This window comes from Nonomuraea sp. WAC 01424 (assembly GCF_003947315.1).
Lineage (GTDB): Bacteria > Actinomycetota > Actinomycetes > Streptosporangiales > Streptosporangiaceae > Nonomuraea > Nonomuraea spiralis.
Genome location: NZ_QHHZ01000001.1, coordinates 805,119 through 822,290, shown reverse-complemented (window position 1 = coordinate 822,290; position 17,172 = coordinate 805,119). Strand labels below are relative to the sequence as shown.

The following is a 17,172-nucleotide window of genomic DNA, read 5'->3' as shown; positions in this document are numbered from 1 at the left end:
GAAGACGACTGGCCGGCACACCTGTGCAGGTGACGGGCACGGTGCTGACGACGCGCCGGGTCGACGCCTACCATGCGCTGACGGTGGTGGCGCCCGGCATCGCCGAGCGTTACCGCCCCGGCCACTTCGTCTCCGTGGCGGTCGGCGGGGCGCACACGTCGATGGTGACGCGGCGCGCGCTGTCCATCCATGACGTCAAGTCCGACTACGGCGGCACGGTCGAGCTCGTCTTCACCGCCTCCGGGCCGGGCACGTCCTGGCTGGCCGAACGGCGCGCCCGCGACACGCTCGACCTGGTCGGGCCGCTCGGCCGGCCCTTCCCGCTGCCGCGCGACCCGGTCAACTGCGTGCTGGTCGGCGCCGAGTACGGCTCGGCCGTGCTGTTCCCGCTGGCCGACGCGCTGCTGGCGCGCGGCTGCCGGGTCGACTTCGTGCTCGGCGGCGCCGGGGCCGACCGCGTGTTCGGCGCCATGCGGGCCCGCCGCATCGCCGAGACGACGACCCTGACCACCGAGGACGGCTCGCTCGGCGTACGCGGCAAGGTCACCGACGCGCTGCCCTCGGTGATCGCCGACACCCGGGCCGACGCCGTCTACGCCTGCGCGCCCATGTCGGCGCTGCGGGCGGTGACGGCGGTGGCGATGGAGTTCGACATCCCGGTGCAGGTGGCCGTCGAGGAGTCGATGGCCTGCGGCATCGGGGTCTGCATGACGTGCGTCATCCCGGTCATCGGCGACGACGGCGCGACCAGGATGGTCCGCGCGTGCGCGGAGGGACCGGTGTTCCGGGGAGAGCGGGTGCGGTTCGAGGACGTGGGAACGATCCCGTTCGACGCACTCGGCGCCCCCGGAGGCGGTGCACGACATGTCAGTTGATATGCGTACTTTTCTGGCGCACGTGGAGCTGGCGAACCCGATCACCACGGCCGCCGGCTGCGCGGGTTCGGGCCGGGAGCTCGCCCAGTTCTTCGACCTCCACCGGCTCGGCGCGCTGACCACCCGGTCCATCACCATGGCCCCGCGCGCGGGCCGTCCGACCCCGCGCATGGCCGAGACGCCCTCCGGCATGCTCAACGCCGTCGGGCTCCAGGGGCCGGGCATCGAGGCGTTCCTGGAGCGCGAGCTGCCCTGGCTGGCCCAGCGCGGCATCAAGACCATCGTCTCGATCGGCGGCGGCACCGTCGCCGAGTACTCGGAGCTGGCCCGCAGGCTCGCCGACGCGCCCGGGGTGACCGCCCTGGAGGTCAACCTTTCTTGCCCCAACATGGAGGACAGAGGGCGTGTCTTCGCCCGCGAGGGCAGCGCCGCGGCCGAGGTGATCGCCTCGGTGCGGTCCATCATGCGCTACGACGTGCCCGTGGTGGCCAAGCTCGCGCCCGACGTGGCCGACATCGTCTCCGTCGCGCGCGCCTGCGTGGACGCCGGGGCGGACGCCCTGTCCATGATCAACAACCCGCTCGGCATGGCCATCGACACCGAGGCGCTGCGCCCGTCGCTGGCCGCGGTCACCGGAGGGTTGTCGGGGCCCGCCGTCCTGCCGCTGGCCGTACGGTGCGTGTGGCAGGTGCACGCGGCCCTGCCCGGGGTGCCGCTGATCGGCATGGGCGGCGTGATGACCGGCAGGGACGCCTTCCAGCTCATCCTGGCGGGCGCCTGCCTGGTCGGGGTGGGCACCGCGCTGTTCCACGACCCCTACGCGTGCCTGCGCATCGAGCGTGAGCTTGAGGACCTGCTGCGGGCCCGCGGCTTCCAGCGCCTGGCCGACGCCGTCGGCCTGGCCCACCGCCCGTCGGGGAGCGCTCCCCGGCACCTTCTAGTCGACTCGGAGGAGAGCTCCCCTTGACGCCCGCACCCATCGCCGTCGCCCTCGACGCCCCCGACCTGGAGACCGCCGCCCAGTGGGCGAGCCTGGTGACGCCGCACGTCAGCACCATCAAAGTGGGCCTCGAACTGTACCTGCGCTACGGCCCGGACGTGATCGCCTCCGTGCGCGGCGCCAGCGGCGTCCAGATCTTCCTCGACCTCAAGCTGCACGACATCCCCAACACCGTCGCCGGTGCCGCCAAGGCCGTCTCCCGGCTGCGCCCGGCGATCCTGACCGTGCACGCGACCGGGGGCGCCGCCATGATCCGGGCCGCGGTCGAGTCCGCCCCGCACACCAAGATCGCCGCTGTGACGATCCTCACCTCGCTGAACGAGTCCGACCTCGACCGCATGGGCCTGGCCGGGCCCGCCGACGAGGCCGTGCGGCGACTGTCGTCCCTGTCGGTCGAGGCCGGCGCAACGGCGCTGGTGTGCTCGCCCCACGAGGTCGCGGCCGTACGGGCCGAGGTGGGGCCGGACATCACCCTCATCACGCCCGGTGTGCGGCCTCAGGGGGCCGACGTACAGGACCAGGCGCGGGTGGCGACGCCCGAGCAGGCGCTGGCCGACGGGGCCGACCTGCTGGTGATCGGCCGTCCGATCACCGGCTCGGCGGACCCGGGAGCGGCCGCCGCGGCCATCGCCGCCTCGCTGCGCCGTACGACCGCCTCCTGACCCGCCCCGAAGGGCGAACCCACCCCATGGGTGCCCGCCGTCCGCGCGCGCCCATGGCTTCCCCGGTGCGCGGATGCGGCCACCCCGGAGCGGGCACGGCGGCAGACGCCGCCGGGCCGTCCGCGAGCCCTCGCTTCACAAGATCGTAATGCATCGCACGGGCGCTCGCGCACCCTTCCCGTTCCGGGTTTCGGTCCTGGTCCAGCCGTGATTTCGGACATGATCCGCCGATGTGAACATGATCACCACCGCGTTCCGCGACCCCCTCGCGGGAGGGGCCGCGAAGCGGGAAGTGGGGGCGATTTGATCGGCAGTGTGTAATTTTACGATCACGGACAGTGATGAAGTGGATTTTGTGACGAGAGAAACTGCCTTTGACGTTGCTTAGGGGGCGATGACCAGCTAGTTTCCCTTCCCGTCCGAGTACATCGACAGAAATTCGAGGTGACCCGGCGTGGCTCTTCCTCCCCTGACCCCTGAGCAGCGCGCCGCAGCCCTGGAGAAGGCTGCCAAGGCCCGTAAAGAGCGTGCCGAGGTCAAGAACCGGCTCAAGCATGGCGCGGTTTCTCTGGCTGAGGTGCTCAAGGATGGGCAGACCGACGACGTCATCGGCAAGATGAAGGTGTCGGCCCTGTTGGAATCGCTCCCCGGCGTGGGCAAGGTCCGCGCCAAGCAGCTCATGGAGCGGCTTGCCATCGCCGAGTCCCGCCGCGTGCGGGGTCTCGGTGCGAACCAGAGGGCTTCCCTCGAGCGCGAGTTCGGTGGCAACGAGAGCTAATCTCTGTTCCACAAGAAAGCGCAGGTTCAACGGGGGGTAGGAAGTGACCGACAGGTCTTGGTCCGGCGAAGCAAGGGCCCACGAGGCAGTCGGATCGGGAGCGAAGGTCGGCTTCCTGCCCTTGAGCAAGAGGCGTCTGACGGTCCTGTCAGGGCCGTCGGGCGTCGGCAAGTCCACGGTCGTCGCCGAGCTCCGGCGGGCACACCCCGAGGTGTGGCTGTCGGTCTCGGTGACCACCAGGAGGCCCCGTCCCGGCGAGGTCAACGGGGTCCACTACTTCTTCGTCGACGGCGAGGAGTTCGACCGCCTGGTCGAGGCCGGCGAGCTGCTGGAGTGGGCGGAGTTCGCGGGCAACCGCTACGGCACCCCGCGCGAGCCGGTGCTGGACAAGCTCGCCAAGGGTGTGCCGACCGTCCTGGAGATAGACCTGGAAGGCGCCAGGCAGGTGCGCACCACCATGCCGGACGCACTGCTGGTCTTCCTGGCCCCCCCGACGTGGGAGGAGCTGGAGAAGCGGCTGCGTGGCCGCGGCACCGAGCCCGAGGACGTCATCGAGCGCCGGCTGCGGGCCGGACGGGTCGAGATGGCCGCCGAATCGGAGTTCGACCTCACACTGGTGAACACGAGTGTCCAAGAAGTGTGCCACCGGCTGATAGCCTTGATGACTGACCCTCAGGGGGTCACCACCACCATCAACCGAGAGGTCTGACAATCGTGGCAGGCACCACCCCGGCCGCGGAGGGCATCACCAACCCGCCGATCGACGCGCTGCTCGACATCGTCGACAGCAAGTACTCCCTGGTGATCATGGGTGCCAAGCGCGCCCGCCAGATCAACGCCTACTACTCCCAGCTCGGCGAAGGCCTGCTGGAATACGTCGGGCCGCTGGTCGAGACGCATGCTCAGGAGAAGCCGCTGTCCATCGCGCTGCGCGAGGTCTCCGAGGGCCTGCTCAACGCCGAGCCCATCGAAGGCGCGGTCTGACCCCTTCGATGAAGGTCGTCCTCGGCGTCAGCGGCGGCATCGCCGCGTACAAGGCGTGTGAGCTGCTGCGGCTGTTCACCGAGTCCGGTCACGAGGTGCGGGTCGTGCCGACCCGCGAGGTGCTCCGGTTCGTGGGCGAGCCCACATGGGCCGCCCTGTCGGGCAACCCCGTGACCGCCGACGTCTGGGACGACGTTCACGAGGTGCCCCACGTACGTATCGGCCAGCGGGCCGATCTCGTCGTGGTGGCGCCGGCGACCGCCAACACCCTGGCCAAGGCGGCCCACGGGCTCGCCGACGACCTGCTGACCAACACGCTGCTGACCGCGCGCTGCCCGGTCGTGTTCGCACCGGCGATGCACACCGAGATGTGGCAGCACCCGGCCACCCGCGCCAACGTCGCGACGCTGCGCGAGCGCGGCGCCGTCGTGATCGACCCGGCCGTGGGGCGCCTCACCGGCGCCGACACCGGCCCCGGGCGCCTGCCCGACCCGGCCGAGATCTTCCGGGTCTGCCTGCGCGTGCTGCGCGGCCGGCCGCGCGACCTGGCCGGGCACAAGATCGTGATCTCCGCCGGAGGCACCCGCGAGGCGATCGACCCGGTGCGCTTCATCGGCAACCGCTCGTCCGGGCTGCAGGGTTACGCCCTGGCCCGCACCGCGGTCGCGCGCGGCGCCGAGGTGACCCTCGTGGCCGCCAACGTCTCGCTGCCCGACCCCGCGGGGGCCGCCGTGGTACGGGTGGGGTCCACGGCCGAACTGCGCGAGGCGGTGCTGGCCGCCTCGGAGAAGGCCGACGCGGTCGTCATGGCCGCCGCGGTGGCCGACTTCCGCCCGGCGTCCCGGCACGAGACGAAGATCAAGAAGACCGACGGCGAGCCCGATCCCATCCATCTGACGAAGAACCCGGACATCCTCGCCGAGCTGGGGCAGTTGCGCCGCGAGGCCGGCGCCGGCCCGCGCGTGATCGTCGGGTTCGCGGCCGAGACCGACGACGTACTCGCCAACGGGCAGGCCAAGCTCGCCAGGAAGGGCTGCGACCTGCTGGTCGTCAACCAGGTGGGGGAGGGGCTGGCCTTCGGCACGCCCGACAACGCGGCCACCGTCCTCGTCGCGGGCGGCGAGCCCGTAGAGGTGCCGCGCGGCCCCAAGGACGACGTCGCCGACGCCGTCTGGGATCTCGTCGCGCCCCGCCTGTCCTAGCCCGGCCGATCCGCACGAACGATTACCCGATCACCAGTTGCGACACCCCCGGACGCCTACGGATACTTGAGGCAAAGGGGGACGAATGCCGGTGGGTTCCGCTGTCAGGGATCGTTGCAGGAGACTACTGGAAGACCAAGGAGGAATCCGTTACGTCTTCCCCGCGTTGTCCGTGGGGCCGACGGGAACGGGACACTTCCTCATCGTCGTCACTGATTTATCCGTATCCGTGCTCACCACCAGAACCCTCAGGAGCGACCGGCCCGTCGCGGTGTACGCCACGTACCCGCGGCACACCAGGCTCGGCCCGATCCTGCCCGGACTGATCATCGAACTCGGACACACCGCGTTCGAGTTCGACGAGGAGTACGCGGCGGTGGTGTCCGCCGCCGACGCCGAGGTCTTCGCGCCGGAGACCCTGCCGCCCGATCCCCTTCCCGACCTGTGACCGGACACGGACACGGGACGGTTTCGCGACCGGGCACCCGGTAGGGCTAGACTTCGGCGAGGCCCTGGCGTGTTCTTCCGTCCCGGGCCCAACATCCGTCAGCAGCCGCTGCATGAGGAGCCACTGAGTTGTCACGTCGCCTGTTCACCTCCGAGTCGGTCACCGAGGGCCACCCGGACAAGATCGCCGACCAGATCAGTGACGCGATTCTCGACGCCATGCTCAAGGACGACCCCAAGAGCCGGGTCGCCGTCGAGACGCTGATCACTACCGGCCAGGTCCATGTCGCAGGCGAGGTCACGACCGAGACCTACGTCGACATCCCCGGCGTCATCCGGGAGAAGATCCTGGAGATCGGCTACGACGCCTCCCACAAGGGCTTCGACGGCGCCTCCTGCGGCGTGTCGGTGTCCATCGGCGCGCAGTCGCCCGACATCGCCCAGGGCGTCGACGACGCCTACGAGCACCGCGTGAGCGGCGACGCCGACGAGCTCGACCGCCAGGGCGCGGGCGACCAGGGCCTGATGTTCGGCTACGCCTGCCGCGAGACCCCCGAGCTGATGCCGCTGCCGATCACGCTCGCGCACCGGCTCGCCCAGCGCCTGTCCGAGGTCCGCAAGACCGGCACCGTGCCCTACCTGCGCCCCGACGGCAAGACCCAGGTCACCATCGAGTACGACGGCGACAAGCCCGTCCGCCTCGACACCGTGGTCGTCTCCACCCAGCACGCGGCCGAGATCGACCTCAAGGAGATGCTCGCCCCCGACATCAAGGAGCACGTGGTCGACCCGGTGCTCGCGGGGCTGGAGATCGACACCGAGGGCTACCGCCTGCTGGTCAACCCGACCGGCCGCTTCGAGATCGGCGGCCCGATGGGCGACGCCGGCCTGACCGGCCGCAAGATCATCATCGACACCTACGGCGGCATGGCCCGCCACGGCGGCGGGGCCTTCTCGGGCAAGGACCCGTCCAAGGTCGACCGTTCGGCGGCCTACGCCATGCGCTGGGTGGCCAAGAACGTCGTCGCGGCCGGGCTGGCCGACCGGTGCGAGGTGCAGGTCGCGTACGCGATCGGCAAGGCTCAGCCGGTGGGTCTGTTCGTGGAGTGCTTCGGCACCGAGAAGCTGCCGGTCGAGCAGATCCAGGCGGCCGTGCTGCGCGTGTTCGACCTGCGTCCGGCCGCGATCATCCGCGACCTCGACCTGCTGCGCCCGATCTACTCCGAGACCGCCGCTTACGGGCACTTCGGCCGTGAGGGCTTCTCCTGGGAGTCCACGGACCGCGCCGAGGCCCTTCGGACGGCTGCCGGTCTCTGACCCCTCCGGGGCGAGTGTTGACGTGAAGTGCCGCATCCGGCCCTTGAGGGGCGCGGATGCGGCACTTGTCGTTGCCGTGGGTACGGCCTGACGACGGGCTGGCTCCTGGGGTGGGTACGGCCGGGCGACGGGTTTGCTTGGGCGGTCTTTGCCTCGGCTCGTTTCGTCTTGGGATCGTTCCTGTGCTTGTTTCGTCTCACGACGGCTTTCTCGTGCCGGATTTTCGCTGCGTTCGTCTGCGGGGGGCTCGGTGGGGGTGGGGTGGTCGTGGGGATGGCGGGGGTCGGGGTCTGGTAGACGTTAGGGCGTGACCCACTCCGACGACGCCCTTCTGCCGCTCGACGCCGTGCGGCCCCCGGCGTCGTCGAAGGACACCAAGGGGGCGGTGGTCCCGGCGGCCGAGCGGGCGGTGGCGAGGGTGGTCGTGGACAGCCCGCTGCCGCACCTCGACCGTCCCTTCGACTACCTGGTGCCCGCCGCCATGCACGAGGCGGCCCGGCCGGGGGTGCGGGTACGGGTGCGGTTCGCGGGCAAGCTGATCGACGGGTTCCTGCTGGAACGGGTGGACGAGAGCGACCACGAGGGCAAGCTGACCCCGCTGGAACGGGTGGTCTCACCCGAGCAGGTGCTCACGCCGGAGATCGCCGGTCTGGCCCGTGCGGTGGCCGACCGTTACGCGGGCACACTCACCGACGTTCTCCGCCTGGCCGTCCCACCGCGCCATGCCAAGGCCGAGGCCGAGCTGCCGCCGTCCGAGCTGCCGCCGTCTGAGCCGTCGTCGTCCGAGCCGTCGTCGTCCGAGCCATCGCCGTCCGAGCGGTCGGGCCCGGCTCCCGCCACCGACGAGGAGAGCGCCGTCGTCGCGCCGGGCGCGGGCGAGGATGCCGGATCCCCCGGGGAGAGCCGGGAGGCGGCGGCCAGCGCGGGGCGTAGGAGCGCGTGGGACGCCTATCCCACCGGGGCCTCCTTCCTGGACGCGCTGCGCCACGGCCGTACGCCCCGGGCCGTCTGGTCGGCGCTGCCGGGCGCCACGGGCTGGGCGGGGGCGATGGCCGAGGCCGTCCTCGCCACGCTGGACGGCGGCAAGGGCGCGGTCGTCGTGGTGCCCGACGGCAAGGACGTCGCGCTGGCCGACGCCGAGTTCGAGCGGCTGCTCGGCCCCGGCAGGCACGTCGCGCTGACGGCCGACCTCGGGCCCGCCGAGCGGTACAGGCGGTGGCTGAAGGTCCTCAGGGGCCAGGTGCGCGCCGTCGTGGGTACGCGGGCCGCCATGTTCGCCCCCGTCGCCGACCTCGGCCTGGTGGCCATCTGGGACGACGGCGACGACCTGCACGCCGAACGCCTGGCCCCCTACCCCCACGCCCGCGAGGTGCTCGGCCTGCGTGCCCTCAGGACGGATGCGGCCATGCTGATCGGCGGCTACGCGCGTACCGCCGAGGCCACCCAGCTCATCGCGACGCGCTGGGCCCGGCCGATCGTGGCCGCGCGTACCGTGATCAGGGGTCTGGCGCCGCGGGTGCGTCCCGCGGGCGAGGACGCCGAGCTGGCCAAGGACCAGGCGGCCCGGCAGGCGAGGTTGCCCAGCCTGGCCTGGCGGGCGCTGCGGCAGGGGCTGGAGAGCGGGCCGGTGCTGGTGCAGGTGCCCAGGCGCGGCTACCTGCCCGCGCTGGCCTGCGGACACTGCCGCGCCCCGGCGCGCTGCGTCCTGCCGCCCACCCGGATCGCGCCCCACCTCGCCGCGACCCTGGCCCCCGCCGTGCCGGGAGCGGCCCCCCAGAGCCGGCCGGGCGCACACGGCGGTGCAGGCCCACACGGCATGCCTGAGACCCGCGACGGGGCCGAGGCGCTGAACGGGATGACGGCGGCCGGCGGGGTCCCGCTCAGACTGCCGGTGGCGGCGGCCACCCCGATGCCCGGTACGCCAATGCTCGGGACCGCGATGTCCGGGAGCCCGGCGTCCGGGGGCGTGATGGCAGGGGCAGGGGCCGGGGTTCAGTCGTACGGTCACGACGTGACGGCCGGTTCGCCGGAAGGGGCCGGGACCGGCGCGTACGCGGTGGGGGAGCCGTTGTGTCACGGCCCGCTCGCGCTCAGAGCCGGCCACGCCGCCCCCTACTGCCGCTGGTGCGGCCGGGTGGACGCCGGCTGGCGCTGCCCGTCGTGCGGCAGCCCCAGGTTGCGGGCCGTCGTGACCGGCGCCAGGCGCACCGCCGAGGAGCTGGGCCGGGCCTTCCCCTCGGTGCAGGTGCGCACGTCGGGCCGCGACGGGGTGCTGGCCCGCGTGCCCGCCGCCCGCGCCCTGGTGGTCGCCACGCCGGGCGCCGAACCCGTGGCCGAGGGCGGTTACGCGGCGGCCGTGCTGCTCGACGGGTGGGCGCTGCTGGGCCGGGCCGACCTGCGAGCGGGGGAGGAGACGGTGCGAAGGTGGATGAACGCCGCCGCGCTGCTGCGGCCGTCCGCCGAGCTGGTGGTGCTCGGGGACGCCGGGCTGCCCGCCGTGCAGGCGCTGCTGCGGTGGGACCCGATCACGCACGCCGAGCGCGAACTGGGCGACCGCGCCGAGCTGGGCTTCCCGCCGGCCGTACGGATGGCGACGCTGACGGGCTCGCCCGGCGCCGTACGCCAGATGCTCGACGAGGTACGCCTCCCGCCGGACGCCCAGGTGCTCGGCCCCGTCCCCGTGGACGAGTCGGGCCTGGAACGGGCCATGATCCGCGTACGGCGCGGGGGCGGGGCGGCGTTGTCGGCCGCGCTCAAGGGGGCCAGTGGGGTGCGTGCGGCGCGTAAGACACCAGATGTCGTGAGGGTGAGTGTCGACCCACTCGACCTGATTTAGACCGTTTCCCCGATTCGCTCATCTCTTTGACAGCCGTTAGCGTGCCTCTGTGTCGATCGAATGGGTGAACCAGGCCATCGACGACCTGCGCGCATGGGGGCGCGCGCGGGAAGTCGAAGTGGACGCGGACGAGGTCCGCCTGCTCTGCGACTACGCCAGCGACTATCTCGATGTCAATCAACTGCGCGACTTCACGCCGGAGACCTTCGACGAGCTGCTGCTGTCCATCTACCCGCGCAAGGTGATCGCTCCGCCGGAGAGCGCGTCCGAGACCGTGGCGGCGGCCCGCATGCTGGTCGACTACCTCAGCGACGCCGGTCACACGAGCCCGGCCACCGCGGCCGGTATGCGTGCCCGGCTCGACGACATCGCGCCCCGCATGCCCGAGGCCCTGGCCGACACGGCCAACTTCGGCATGGCCAAGAGCCTGTTCAGCTCGATCGGGCCCGAATCCCTCGAACAGGCGGTGCCGATCCCGTCCGGGGAGCTGCCCGACCTGGGCGAGGCGCCGTGCGACTGTCCGGGCTGCACCCCGCTGCCCGGCGTACGGCTGGCCTCGGAGGAGGAGCTGGTCGAGGCGCTGCGGAGCGTTCCCGTGCTGGGCGGCGGCCCGCCGCCGGGCGACGGCGAGCCGCTGAGCGCCTGGGCCGAGACCGTGGCCCGCCTCCTGGAGGACGACACCGGCGGCGAGATCACCGGCCACGCCGAGATCGACGAGGGCCTCTACGACCTGTTCGACATGCTCTACCGCCTCCAGGCGCCGGTGCCGCTCCAGGTCGTCGCCGACTACCTGGAGGAGGTCTCGGGCGAGGGCGGCGTCGACGTGGCGGGGGCGCTCGACCGGCTGGCCGCGTGGGGCATGGTCCGCCTGACGGGCGAGGCCGCCGAGCTGACGCCCCTGGCGGTCTGGGGGCTGCGCGAGCACTACCTCTCGCTCGGCCTCGACGCCCCGCTGGCCCCCGACCTGGGCGAGGCCGACGCGCGCGGCCTCATCGAAGGGCTGCTCGAAGGGCTGCCCGCCGAGCTGGCCGAGCAGGACATCGCCCGCTGGTTGTCCGGCCGCACCCCGGGCGAGGCCGCGGCCGAGCTGCTGAGCGCGGCCTCCGGCGCGCCCGCGGTGGCCCGCGGCATCGCGATCACCGTCGTCGACCGGCTCGGCGCGGAGGCCGAGCAGCAGCTCCTCGACCACCTCGACGACCAGGAGCTGCGCCCGCACGCCATACACTGGCTTGCCGCACGTGGTCTGGGTGCGCCGCCGCTCACCCAGGACGAGCTGCTGTGGGTGAGCGTCGACATGCTCGCGCTGGCGATGCCGGCCGCGCGCGAGGATCCGGAGATCTTCGCCGAGAACATGGCGGCCTCCGGTCCGCCGGCCCATCTCATCGAGGAGATGTGGCGGGTCGACCACCCCGACGTGGTCGAGGTCCTGGAGCTGCTCGGACGGTCCCTGGCCGACGACACGGCGGCCAAGGCGGCGCGCAAGGCGGCGTTCAAGGCGCGCTCCCGGGCCATCCGTTGAGTACGCCCTTGTGACTGCTGTGCAGTAAGTTTCCTGGGTGGCAAACAACGTCTTCGACCTCGCCGAGCTGCGCAAGCTGATCGATGAGCAGGCCGCCGTGCCTCCACGGCCACCTGAGGAGACCTCCGTGGAGCACGAGGCGCTGACCTTCCCGCCCGTCCTGCTGGCGAGCGACGCCGAGCTGGCCCGGGCGGTGCCCGCGGCGCCGCTCGTCGCCGACGCGATCCGCCTGACCGCCTGGACGGGCAGCCGCGAGGTCGGCGCCGACGGCATGCTCGGTGAGTCCGACGCCAGGGCCGCCACCGAAGAGCTGGGGCTCCAGGAGTCCCGGCTGCGGCTGATCTGGATCGTCGCGGTCAACACCGGGCTGCTGCGCATCCTCGGCGGCCGGGCCTCGCGCGGGCCGCTGTCGATGCAGCTCACCGTCGAGGCCACGCTGGAGTTCTGGGACGGCGTGGTGATGGACGTCCTCGACCGCGCCGACGACGGCCTGACCGGCTCGGCCGTGGTCGACGGCCACCTGGCCGAGATGCTGGCCACGATCTACTCGGTGCGTTCCGGCGTGGCCGTGGGAAACCTGGCCAGGGGCATCCTGCAGTCCCACGAGGTGGCCTGCGCGCCGGGCCCGGTCGAGATGCGCCGGCTGGCCGCCGCGCTGCCGGCCGAGTTGCTGGAGGCGGTGTCGCTGCTGACGTACTGCGGGCTGGTCGAGCAGACCGAGGCCGGGCGCACGGCGCTCACCCCGCTCGGGGTCTGGGCCGTGCGGCGCGACCTGCTGCGCGAGGGCCACGACGCGCCCACCGCCGCCGAGGTGCAGGTCTTCGCCGACCTGTCGGCGGCCGAGCTGGTCGAGGCGCTGGTGCGCGGCACGGCCACGCAGAGCGCCGTGGCGGGCTGGCTGGAGCGCCGGCCGCCCGAGGCGGCCGCGCGCGACCTGATCGAGATCGCCGCCTCCGGCACCGCCGGGCAGCGCGGCGCGGTCGGCGCCATCCTGGAGGAGCTGGGCCCGGAGGCCGAGGAGCCCGTGCGGCGGGCGCTCGACCACCCGCTGACGCGCCGCTACGCCGCCTCCTGGCTGCACATCCGCGACCTGGAGGCCCCGCCGCTCAGCCCCGAGGACCACACCTGGATCGCGGTCGACAACCTCGCCGCGCTCATGCACCTGTCCGGGCCCGCCGCGGGCCGCCTCGACATGCCCGAGCCCGGCGAAGACCTGATCAAGCTCGTCGGCGAGATGCCCGCGGTCGGCCACCCCGACACGCTGGCCGTGCTCGACATGCTCGCCGGCGCCCACGACGACCAGGCGGTGGCCAAGGCGGCGCGCAAGGCCGCGATGAAGGCGCGCACCCTGCGGCACGACCGCCCGCCGGCCCACCGCCGGTAAACTGGGCTGATCCACGTTCGAGAACAGGAGTGAGCCCCTTGGCGATCCAGTCGATCCGGCTGTTCGGAGATCCGGTGCTGCGCACCCCGGCGGCCCCGGTCGTCGACTTCGACAAGGAGCTTCGCAAGCTGGTCAAGGACCTCACCGACACGATGATGGACGCCCCGGGCGCGGGTCTCGCCGCACCGCAGATCGGCGTCGGCCTGCGGGTGTTCACCTACTACGTCGACGACCGGCTCGGCCACCTCATCAACCCCGACCTCGACCTGTCCGCCGACCTCGACGAGGAGGGCGAGGAGGGCTGCCTGTCCTTCCCCGGCCTGTCCTACCCGACGCCGCGCGCCGTGCGGGCCGTGGCCAAGGGCTTCGACATGCACGGCGAGCCGGTCACGCTGGAGGGCACCGACCTGATGGCCCGCTGCTTCCAGCACGAGACCGACCACCTCGACGGCATCCTGTTCATCGACCGGATGGACCCCAAGCAGCGCAAGCTGGCCATGAAGGCGATCCGCGAGGCCGAGTGGAGCGGCCTGTCCGCCCCCGTGATCAGGATGTCGCCCCACGCCACCGGCGGAAGGGCGCTCTGACGATGCGGCTGGTCTTCGCGGGCACACCCGAGACGGCGCTGCCGTCGTTGCGCATGCTGATCGACTCACCGCGGCACGAGGTCGTGGCCGTCATCACCCGTCCCGACGCCCAGGCGGGGCGGGGGCGCAAGGTCCACCCCTCGCCGGTGGCCGAGCTCGCCGAGGATGCCGGCATCGAGGTGCTGCGCCCGGCCAAGGTCGGCGATCCCGCCTTCCTCGACACGCTGCGCGCGCTGGAGCCCGACTGCTGCCCGGTGGTGGCCTACGGCGCGCTGCTGCCGCAGTCGGCGCTCGACGTGCCCCGCCACGGCTGGATCAACCTGCACTTCTCGGTCCTGCCCGCCTGGCGCGGCGCGGCCCCCGTCCAGCACTCGGTGCTGCACGGCGACGAGATCACCGGCGCGACGACGTTCCGGATCGTCAAGGAGCTCGACGCGGGCCCGGTCTACGGGGTCGTGACCGAGGAGGTCCTGACCCACGACACCAGCGGCGCCCTCCTCGAACGGCTGTCCGTCTCGGGCGCGGGGCTGCTGGCCGCCACGCTCGACGGCGTCGAGGACGGCACCCTTGAGGCCCGTCCCCAGCCGCTCGACGGCGTGACGACCGCTCCCAAGATCAGCGTCGCCGACGCGCGTATCGACTGGACCAAGCCCGCCATGCACGTCGACCGCCTCATCCGGGCCTGCACCCCCAACCCGGGGGCGTGGAGCGAGTTCAGGGGCCAGCGGGTGAAGCTCGGGCCGGCCAAGGTCGCCGTCCAGGCCGAGCGGCTCGCGCCCGGCCGGATCCTGGCCACCAAGAACCACGTGCTCGTCGGCACCGCCACCGCGCCCGTCGAGCTGGTCGAGGTCCAGCCCCAGGGCAAGCGGCTGATGAGCGCGGGCGAGTGGGCGCGCGGCGTGCGGATCGAGGGTGACGATGCCTTCGCGTGACCGGGGCGGGCCCACGGGCACCAAGCCGCGCGGCGCGGGGGGTCCCCGCCGTCCGGCCCGCGACCACGCCCGTAACGCCGCCTTCGACCTGCTGCGGGCCGTCGACGAGCGCGACGCCTACGCCAACCTGCTGCTGCCGCGGATGCTGCGCGAGCGCGGCATCCGGGGGCGCGACGCGGCCCTGGCCACCGAGCTGGCCTACGGCACGCTGCGCGGCCTCGGCACCTACGACGCGATCATCGAGATGTGCAGCGACCGCACCCCCGATCCGGACGTCCGTGACGCCCTGCGGCTGGGGGCCCACCAGCTCCTGCGCATGCGCGTCCCGCCGCACGCCGCCGTCGGCACCACCGTCGATCTCGTACGCCTGCGTGTCGGGCAGGGCGCGGCCAAGTTCGTCAACGCGGTCCTGCGCAAGATCGGCTCGCGCGAGCTGGAGGACTGGATCCCGATCGTCGCGCCCGACGCCGAGCGCGACCCCGGCGGCCATCTGGCCGTCGCCTACGGCCATCCCCGCTGGATCGTCTCGGCCTTCCGCGACGCGCTGGGCGGCGGCGGCGAGCTGGCCGACCTGCTCGACGCCGACAACGCCCGCCCGCTGGTGACCCTGGTCGCCCGGCCGGGGCGCAGCTCGGTGGCGGAGCTGGCCGAGTTCGGCGCCACGCCGGGCCGCTACTCGCCGTACGCGGCCTACCTGCGTGAGGGCGACCCCGGGCAGATCGAGGCCGTGGCCGAGACCCGCGCGGCCGTCCAGGACGAAGCCAGCCAGCTCGTGGCGCTCGCGCTGACCCGGGTGCCGCTGGAGGGCGAGGACGAGCTCTGGCTCGACATGTGCGCGGGCCCCGGCGGCAAGGCCGGCCTGCTCGACGCCGTCGCCTCCTACGGCGACCTGGAGGGCCTCGACGGCGAGCGCCGTAAGGACGACGGCCCGGAGGCGGGCGGCGGGGTGGCGTTCCCGGGTGGGGCGCGGGTGCTGGCCGCCGACGTGCAGTACCACCGGGCCCGGCTGGTCTGGCAGACCACCAGGAATGCCTCGGTGGTCACCGCCGACGGCACCGAACCCGCCTGGCGGCCCGGGGTGTTCGACCGGGTGATGCTCGACGCCCCCTGCACGGGGCTGGGCGCGCTGCGGCGGCGTCCGGAGGCCCGGTGGCGGCGCGACCCGGCCGGCATCGCCGAGCTGGGCGCGCTCCAGCGGCGGCTGCTCGGCACGGCCCTCGACGCAGTGCGCCCGGGCGGGGTGGTGGCGTACGTGACGTGCTCGCCGCACCTGGCCGAGACGCGCGTCGTGGTCGGCGACGTCGTCGGCCGCAGGGACGACGTGGAGGAGCTCGACGCGCGCGACTACCTGCCGGAGGTCGACGGGCTCGGCGACGGCCCGCACGCGCAGTTCTGGCCCCACCGCCACGGCACGGACGCCATGTTCCTGTCGTTGCTGCGCAAACGCCCCTGACCGCCGTCCATCGGGCGGGAGGGGGCGTCGAGGGGGGAACGGGCGATTCAATAGACTGGCGCATCATGGCCGTACAGATCTCGCCCAGCATCCTCGCCGCCGACTTCGCGCGGCTGGCCGACGAGGCCGCAGCCGTCCCCAACGCCGACTGGCTGCACGTGGATGTCATGGACTACCACTTCGTGCCCAATCTCACCCTCGGGCTGCCCGTGGTCGAGTCCCTGCGCAAAGCCACGCAGATCCCCCTCGACTGCCACCTCATGATCGCCGACCCCGACCGCTGGGCCCCCCAGTACGCCGAGGCCGGGGCGGGCAGCGTGACCATCCATGCGGAGGCGTCCAAGGCGCCGGTCCGTACCCTGCGGGAGATCCGCTCGCTCGGGGCCAGGGCGGGGCTGGCGCTCAACCCGGCCACGGCCGTGGAGCCGTTCGAGGGGCTGTTCGGTGAGATCGACATGCTGCTGCTGATGACGGTGGAGCCGGGCTTCGGGGGGCAGAAGTTCCTCGACATGGTGTTGCCGAAGGTGCGAGCGGCGCGGGCGATGATCGAGCGGCACGGCGGCTCGGTCTGGCTCCAGGTCGACGGGGGAGTGACGGCCGAGACGATCGAGCGGTGCGCGGAGGCGGGCGCCGACGTGTTCGTGGCCGGCAGCGCCGTCTACGGGGCCGCCGACCCGAAGGCGGCCATCGACGCCCTCCGGGCCGCCGCCGCGACCGCCACCCACTGACGCTGCCCGGTTCCCCGGTGCCCGGCGCTCTCGCCGGGCACCCGTCCGCGCCGCTCTGACCGGTTCTGCGCCGCTGTGGCCGGTTTCGTATCGCTCTGGCCGGGTCTGTGTCGTTCTGACCGCGTGCTCATCCGTACGTGGGGGCGGGGGCGTCTGGATCTCCGCGGGGTGCGGTCTCGCCGTGTGTCCGTGAGCGGAGCGTGAGCGAGGGGTGGTCGCACGGGGACGCCGACGGGGGCGGGCGGCAGCGTGCCCTCGGACCGATCCACGTCGGTCGCCCGCCTGAGATCAAAACCCGCAACATCGCGAAATATCAATCCCGTACCTATTGGTCAGTATGACGTGGGTCACTTAGGGATTGGGTTATTTTTTGTCAGGATTCTGTGACACAAGCTGATCCGGTAGCCCGCGTTACCGATCTTGAATGAGCGCGTTTCCGCAGGTCAGCACCCATATCGAAGCCCACCC

Annotated in this window: 16 protein-coding genes; all 16 read left to right on the top strand. The window is 72.7% G+C overall.

The features are described 5' to 3' along the window. The first annotated feature begins 23 nt into the window (after positions 1-23). Positions 24-875 (top strand): dihydroorotate dehydrogenase electron transfer subunit, encoded by an 852-nt coding sequence (locus tag DMB42_RS03870; RefSeq protein ID WP_229824031.1) that lies wholly within the window; start codon positions 24-26, stop codon positions 873-875. Then, complete coding sequence (locus tag DMB42_RS03865) at positions 865-1,842, top strand: dihydroorotate dehydrogenase (protein ID WP_125630572.1); 978 nt, start codon at positions 865-867, stop codon at positions 1,840-1,842. Before DMB42_RS03870 ends, DMB42_RS03865 begins: the two co-directional genes overlap by 11 nt. Continuing rightward, positions 1,839-2,537 (top strand): orotidine-5'-phosphate decarboxylase, encoded by a 699-nt coding sequence (pyrF, locus tag DMB42_RS03860; RefSeq protein ID WP_125630570.1) that lies wholly within the window; start codon positions 1,839-1,841, stop codon positions 2,535-2,537. The genes DMB42_RS03865 and pyrF overlap by 4 nt, the downstream gene beginning before the upstream one ends. A gap of 454 nt (positions 2,538-2,991) precedes the next feature. Further along, entirely contained in the window at positions 2,992-3,315 is a 324-nt protein-coding gene (mihF, locus tag DMB42_RS03855) for an integration host factor, actinobacterial type (RefSeq protein ID WP_020541698.1), read from the top strand. Positions 3,316-3,430: 115 nt separating this feature from the next. Beyond that, positions 3,431-4,024, top strand: a complete 594-nt coding sequence (gmk, locus tag DMB42_RS03850; RefSeq protein WP_260477501.1) for a guanylate kinase — start codon at positions 3,431-3,433, stop codon at positions 4,022-4,024. Between the two features lie 5 nt (positions 4,025-4,029). Continuing rightward, positions 4,030-4,299: a DNA-directed RNA polymerase subunit omega gene (rpoZ, locus tag DMB42_RS03845; protein ID WP_043638590.1), complete on the top strand. Its 270-nt coding sequence runs from the start codon at positions 4,030-4,032 to the stop codon at positions 4,297-4,299. An 8-nt stretch (positions 4,300-4,307) separates the two neighbouring features. After that, positions 4,308-5,501, top strand: a complete 1,194-nt coding sequence (gene coaBC, locus DMB42_RS03840; RefSeq protein ID WP_125630566.1) for a bifunctional phosphopantothenoylcysteine decarboxylase/phosphopantothenate--cysteine ligase CoaBC — start codon at positions 4,308-4,310, stop codon at positions 5,499-5,501. A gap of 229 nt (positions 5,502-5,730) precedes the next feature. Continuing rightward, on the top strand, positions 5,731-5,949 hold the full coding sequence (locus tag DMB42_RS54755; protein ID WP_260477459.1) for a hypothetical protein: 219 nt from the start codon (positions 5,731-5,733) through the stop codon (positions 5,947-5,949). A 128-nt stretch (positions 5,950-6,077) separates the two neighbouring features. Then, positions 6,078-7,265, top strand: a complete 1,188-nt coding sequence (gene metK, locus DMB42_RS03830; RefSeq protein WP_125630562.1) for a methionine adenosyltransferase — start codon at positions 6,078-6,080, stop codon at positions 7,263-7,265. Positions 7,266-7,572: 307 nt separating this feature from the next. After that, positions 7,573-10,101 carry a primosomal protein N' gene (locus DMB42_RS03825; RefSeq protein WP_125630560.1) on the top strand — a complete coding sequence of 843 codons (2,529 nt, stop codon included), beginning with the start codon at positions 7,573-7,575 and terminating at the stop codon, positions 10,099-10,101. A gap of 49 nt (positions 10,102-10,150) precedes the next feature. Further along, a complete protein-coding gene (locus DMB42_RS03820) occupies positions 10,151-11,620 on the top strand; it encodes a hypothetical protein (protein ID WP_125630559.1) in 1,470 nt (489 codons plus the stop codon). 37 nt (positions 11,621-11,657) lie between these two features. Further along, positions 11,658-13,004: a hypothetical protein gene (locus DMB42_RS03815; RefSeq protein ID WP_125630557.1), complete on the top strand. Its 1,347-nt coding sequence runs from the start codon at positions 11,658-11,660 to the stop codon at positions 13,002-13,004. Positions 13,005-13,042: 38 nt separating this feature from the next. Continuing rightward, positions 13,043-13,591 carry a peptide deformylase gene (def, locus tag DMB42_RS03810; protein WP_125630555.1) on the top strand — a complete coding sequence of 183 codons (549 nt, stop codon included), beginning with the start codon at positions 13,043-13,045 and terminating at the stop codon, positions 13,589-13,591. 2 nt (positions 13,592-13,593) lie between these two features. Further along, on the top strand, positions 13,594-14,523 hold the full coding sequence (gene fmt / locus DMB42_RS03805) for a methionyl-tRNA formyltransferase (RefSeq protein ID WP_125630553.1): 930 nt from the start codon (positions 13,594-13,596) through the stop codon (positions 14,521-14,523). Then, positions 14,510-15,976 carry an RsmB/NOP family class I SAM-dependent RNA methyltransferase gene (locus DMB42_RS03800; RefSeq protein WP_125630551.1) on the top strand — a complete coding sequence of 489 codons (1,467 nt, stop codon included), beginning with the start codon at positions 14,510-14,512 and terminating at the stop codon, positions 15,974-15,976. Before fmt ends, DMB42_RS03800 begins: the two co-directional genes overlap by 14 nt. A 65-nt stretch (positions 15,977-16,041) precedes the next feature. Further along, entirely contained in the window at positions 16,042-16,704 is a 663-nt protein-coding gene (gene rpe, locus DMB42_RS03795) for a ribulose-phosphate 3-epimerase (protein ID WP_125630549.1), read from the top strand. Positions 16,705-17,172 lie beyond the last annotated feature (468 nt).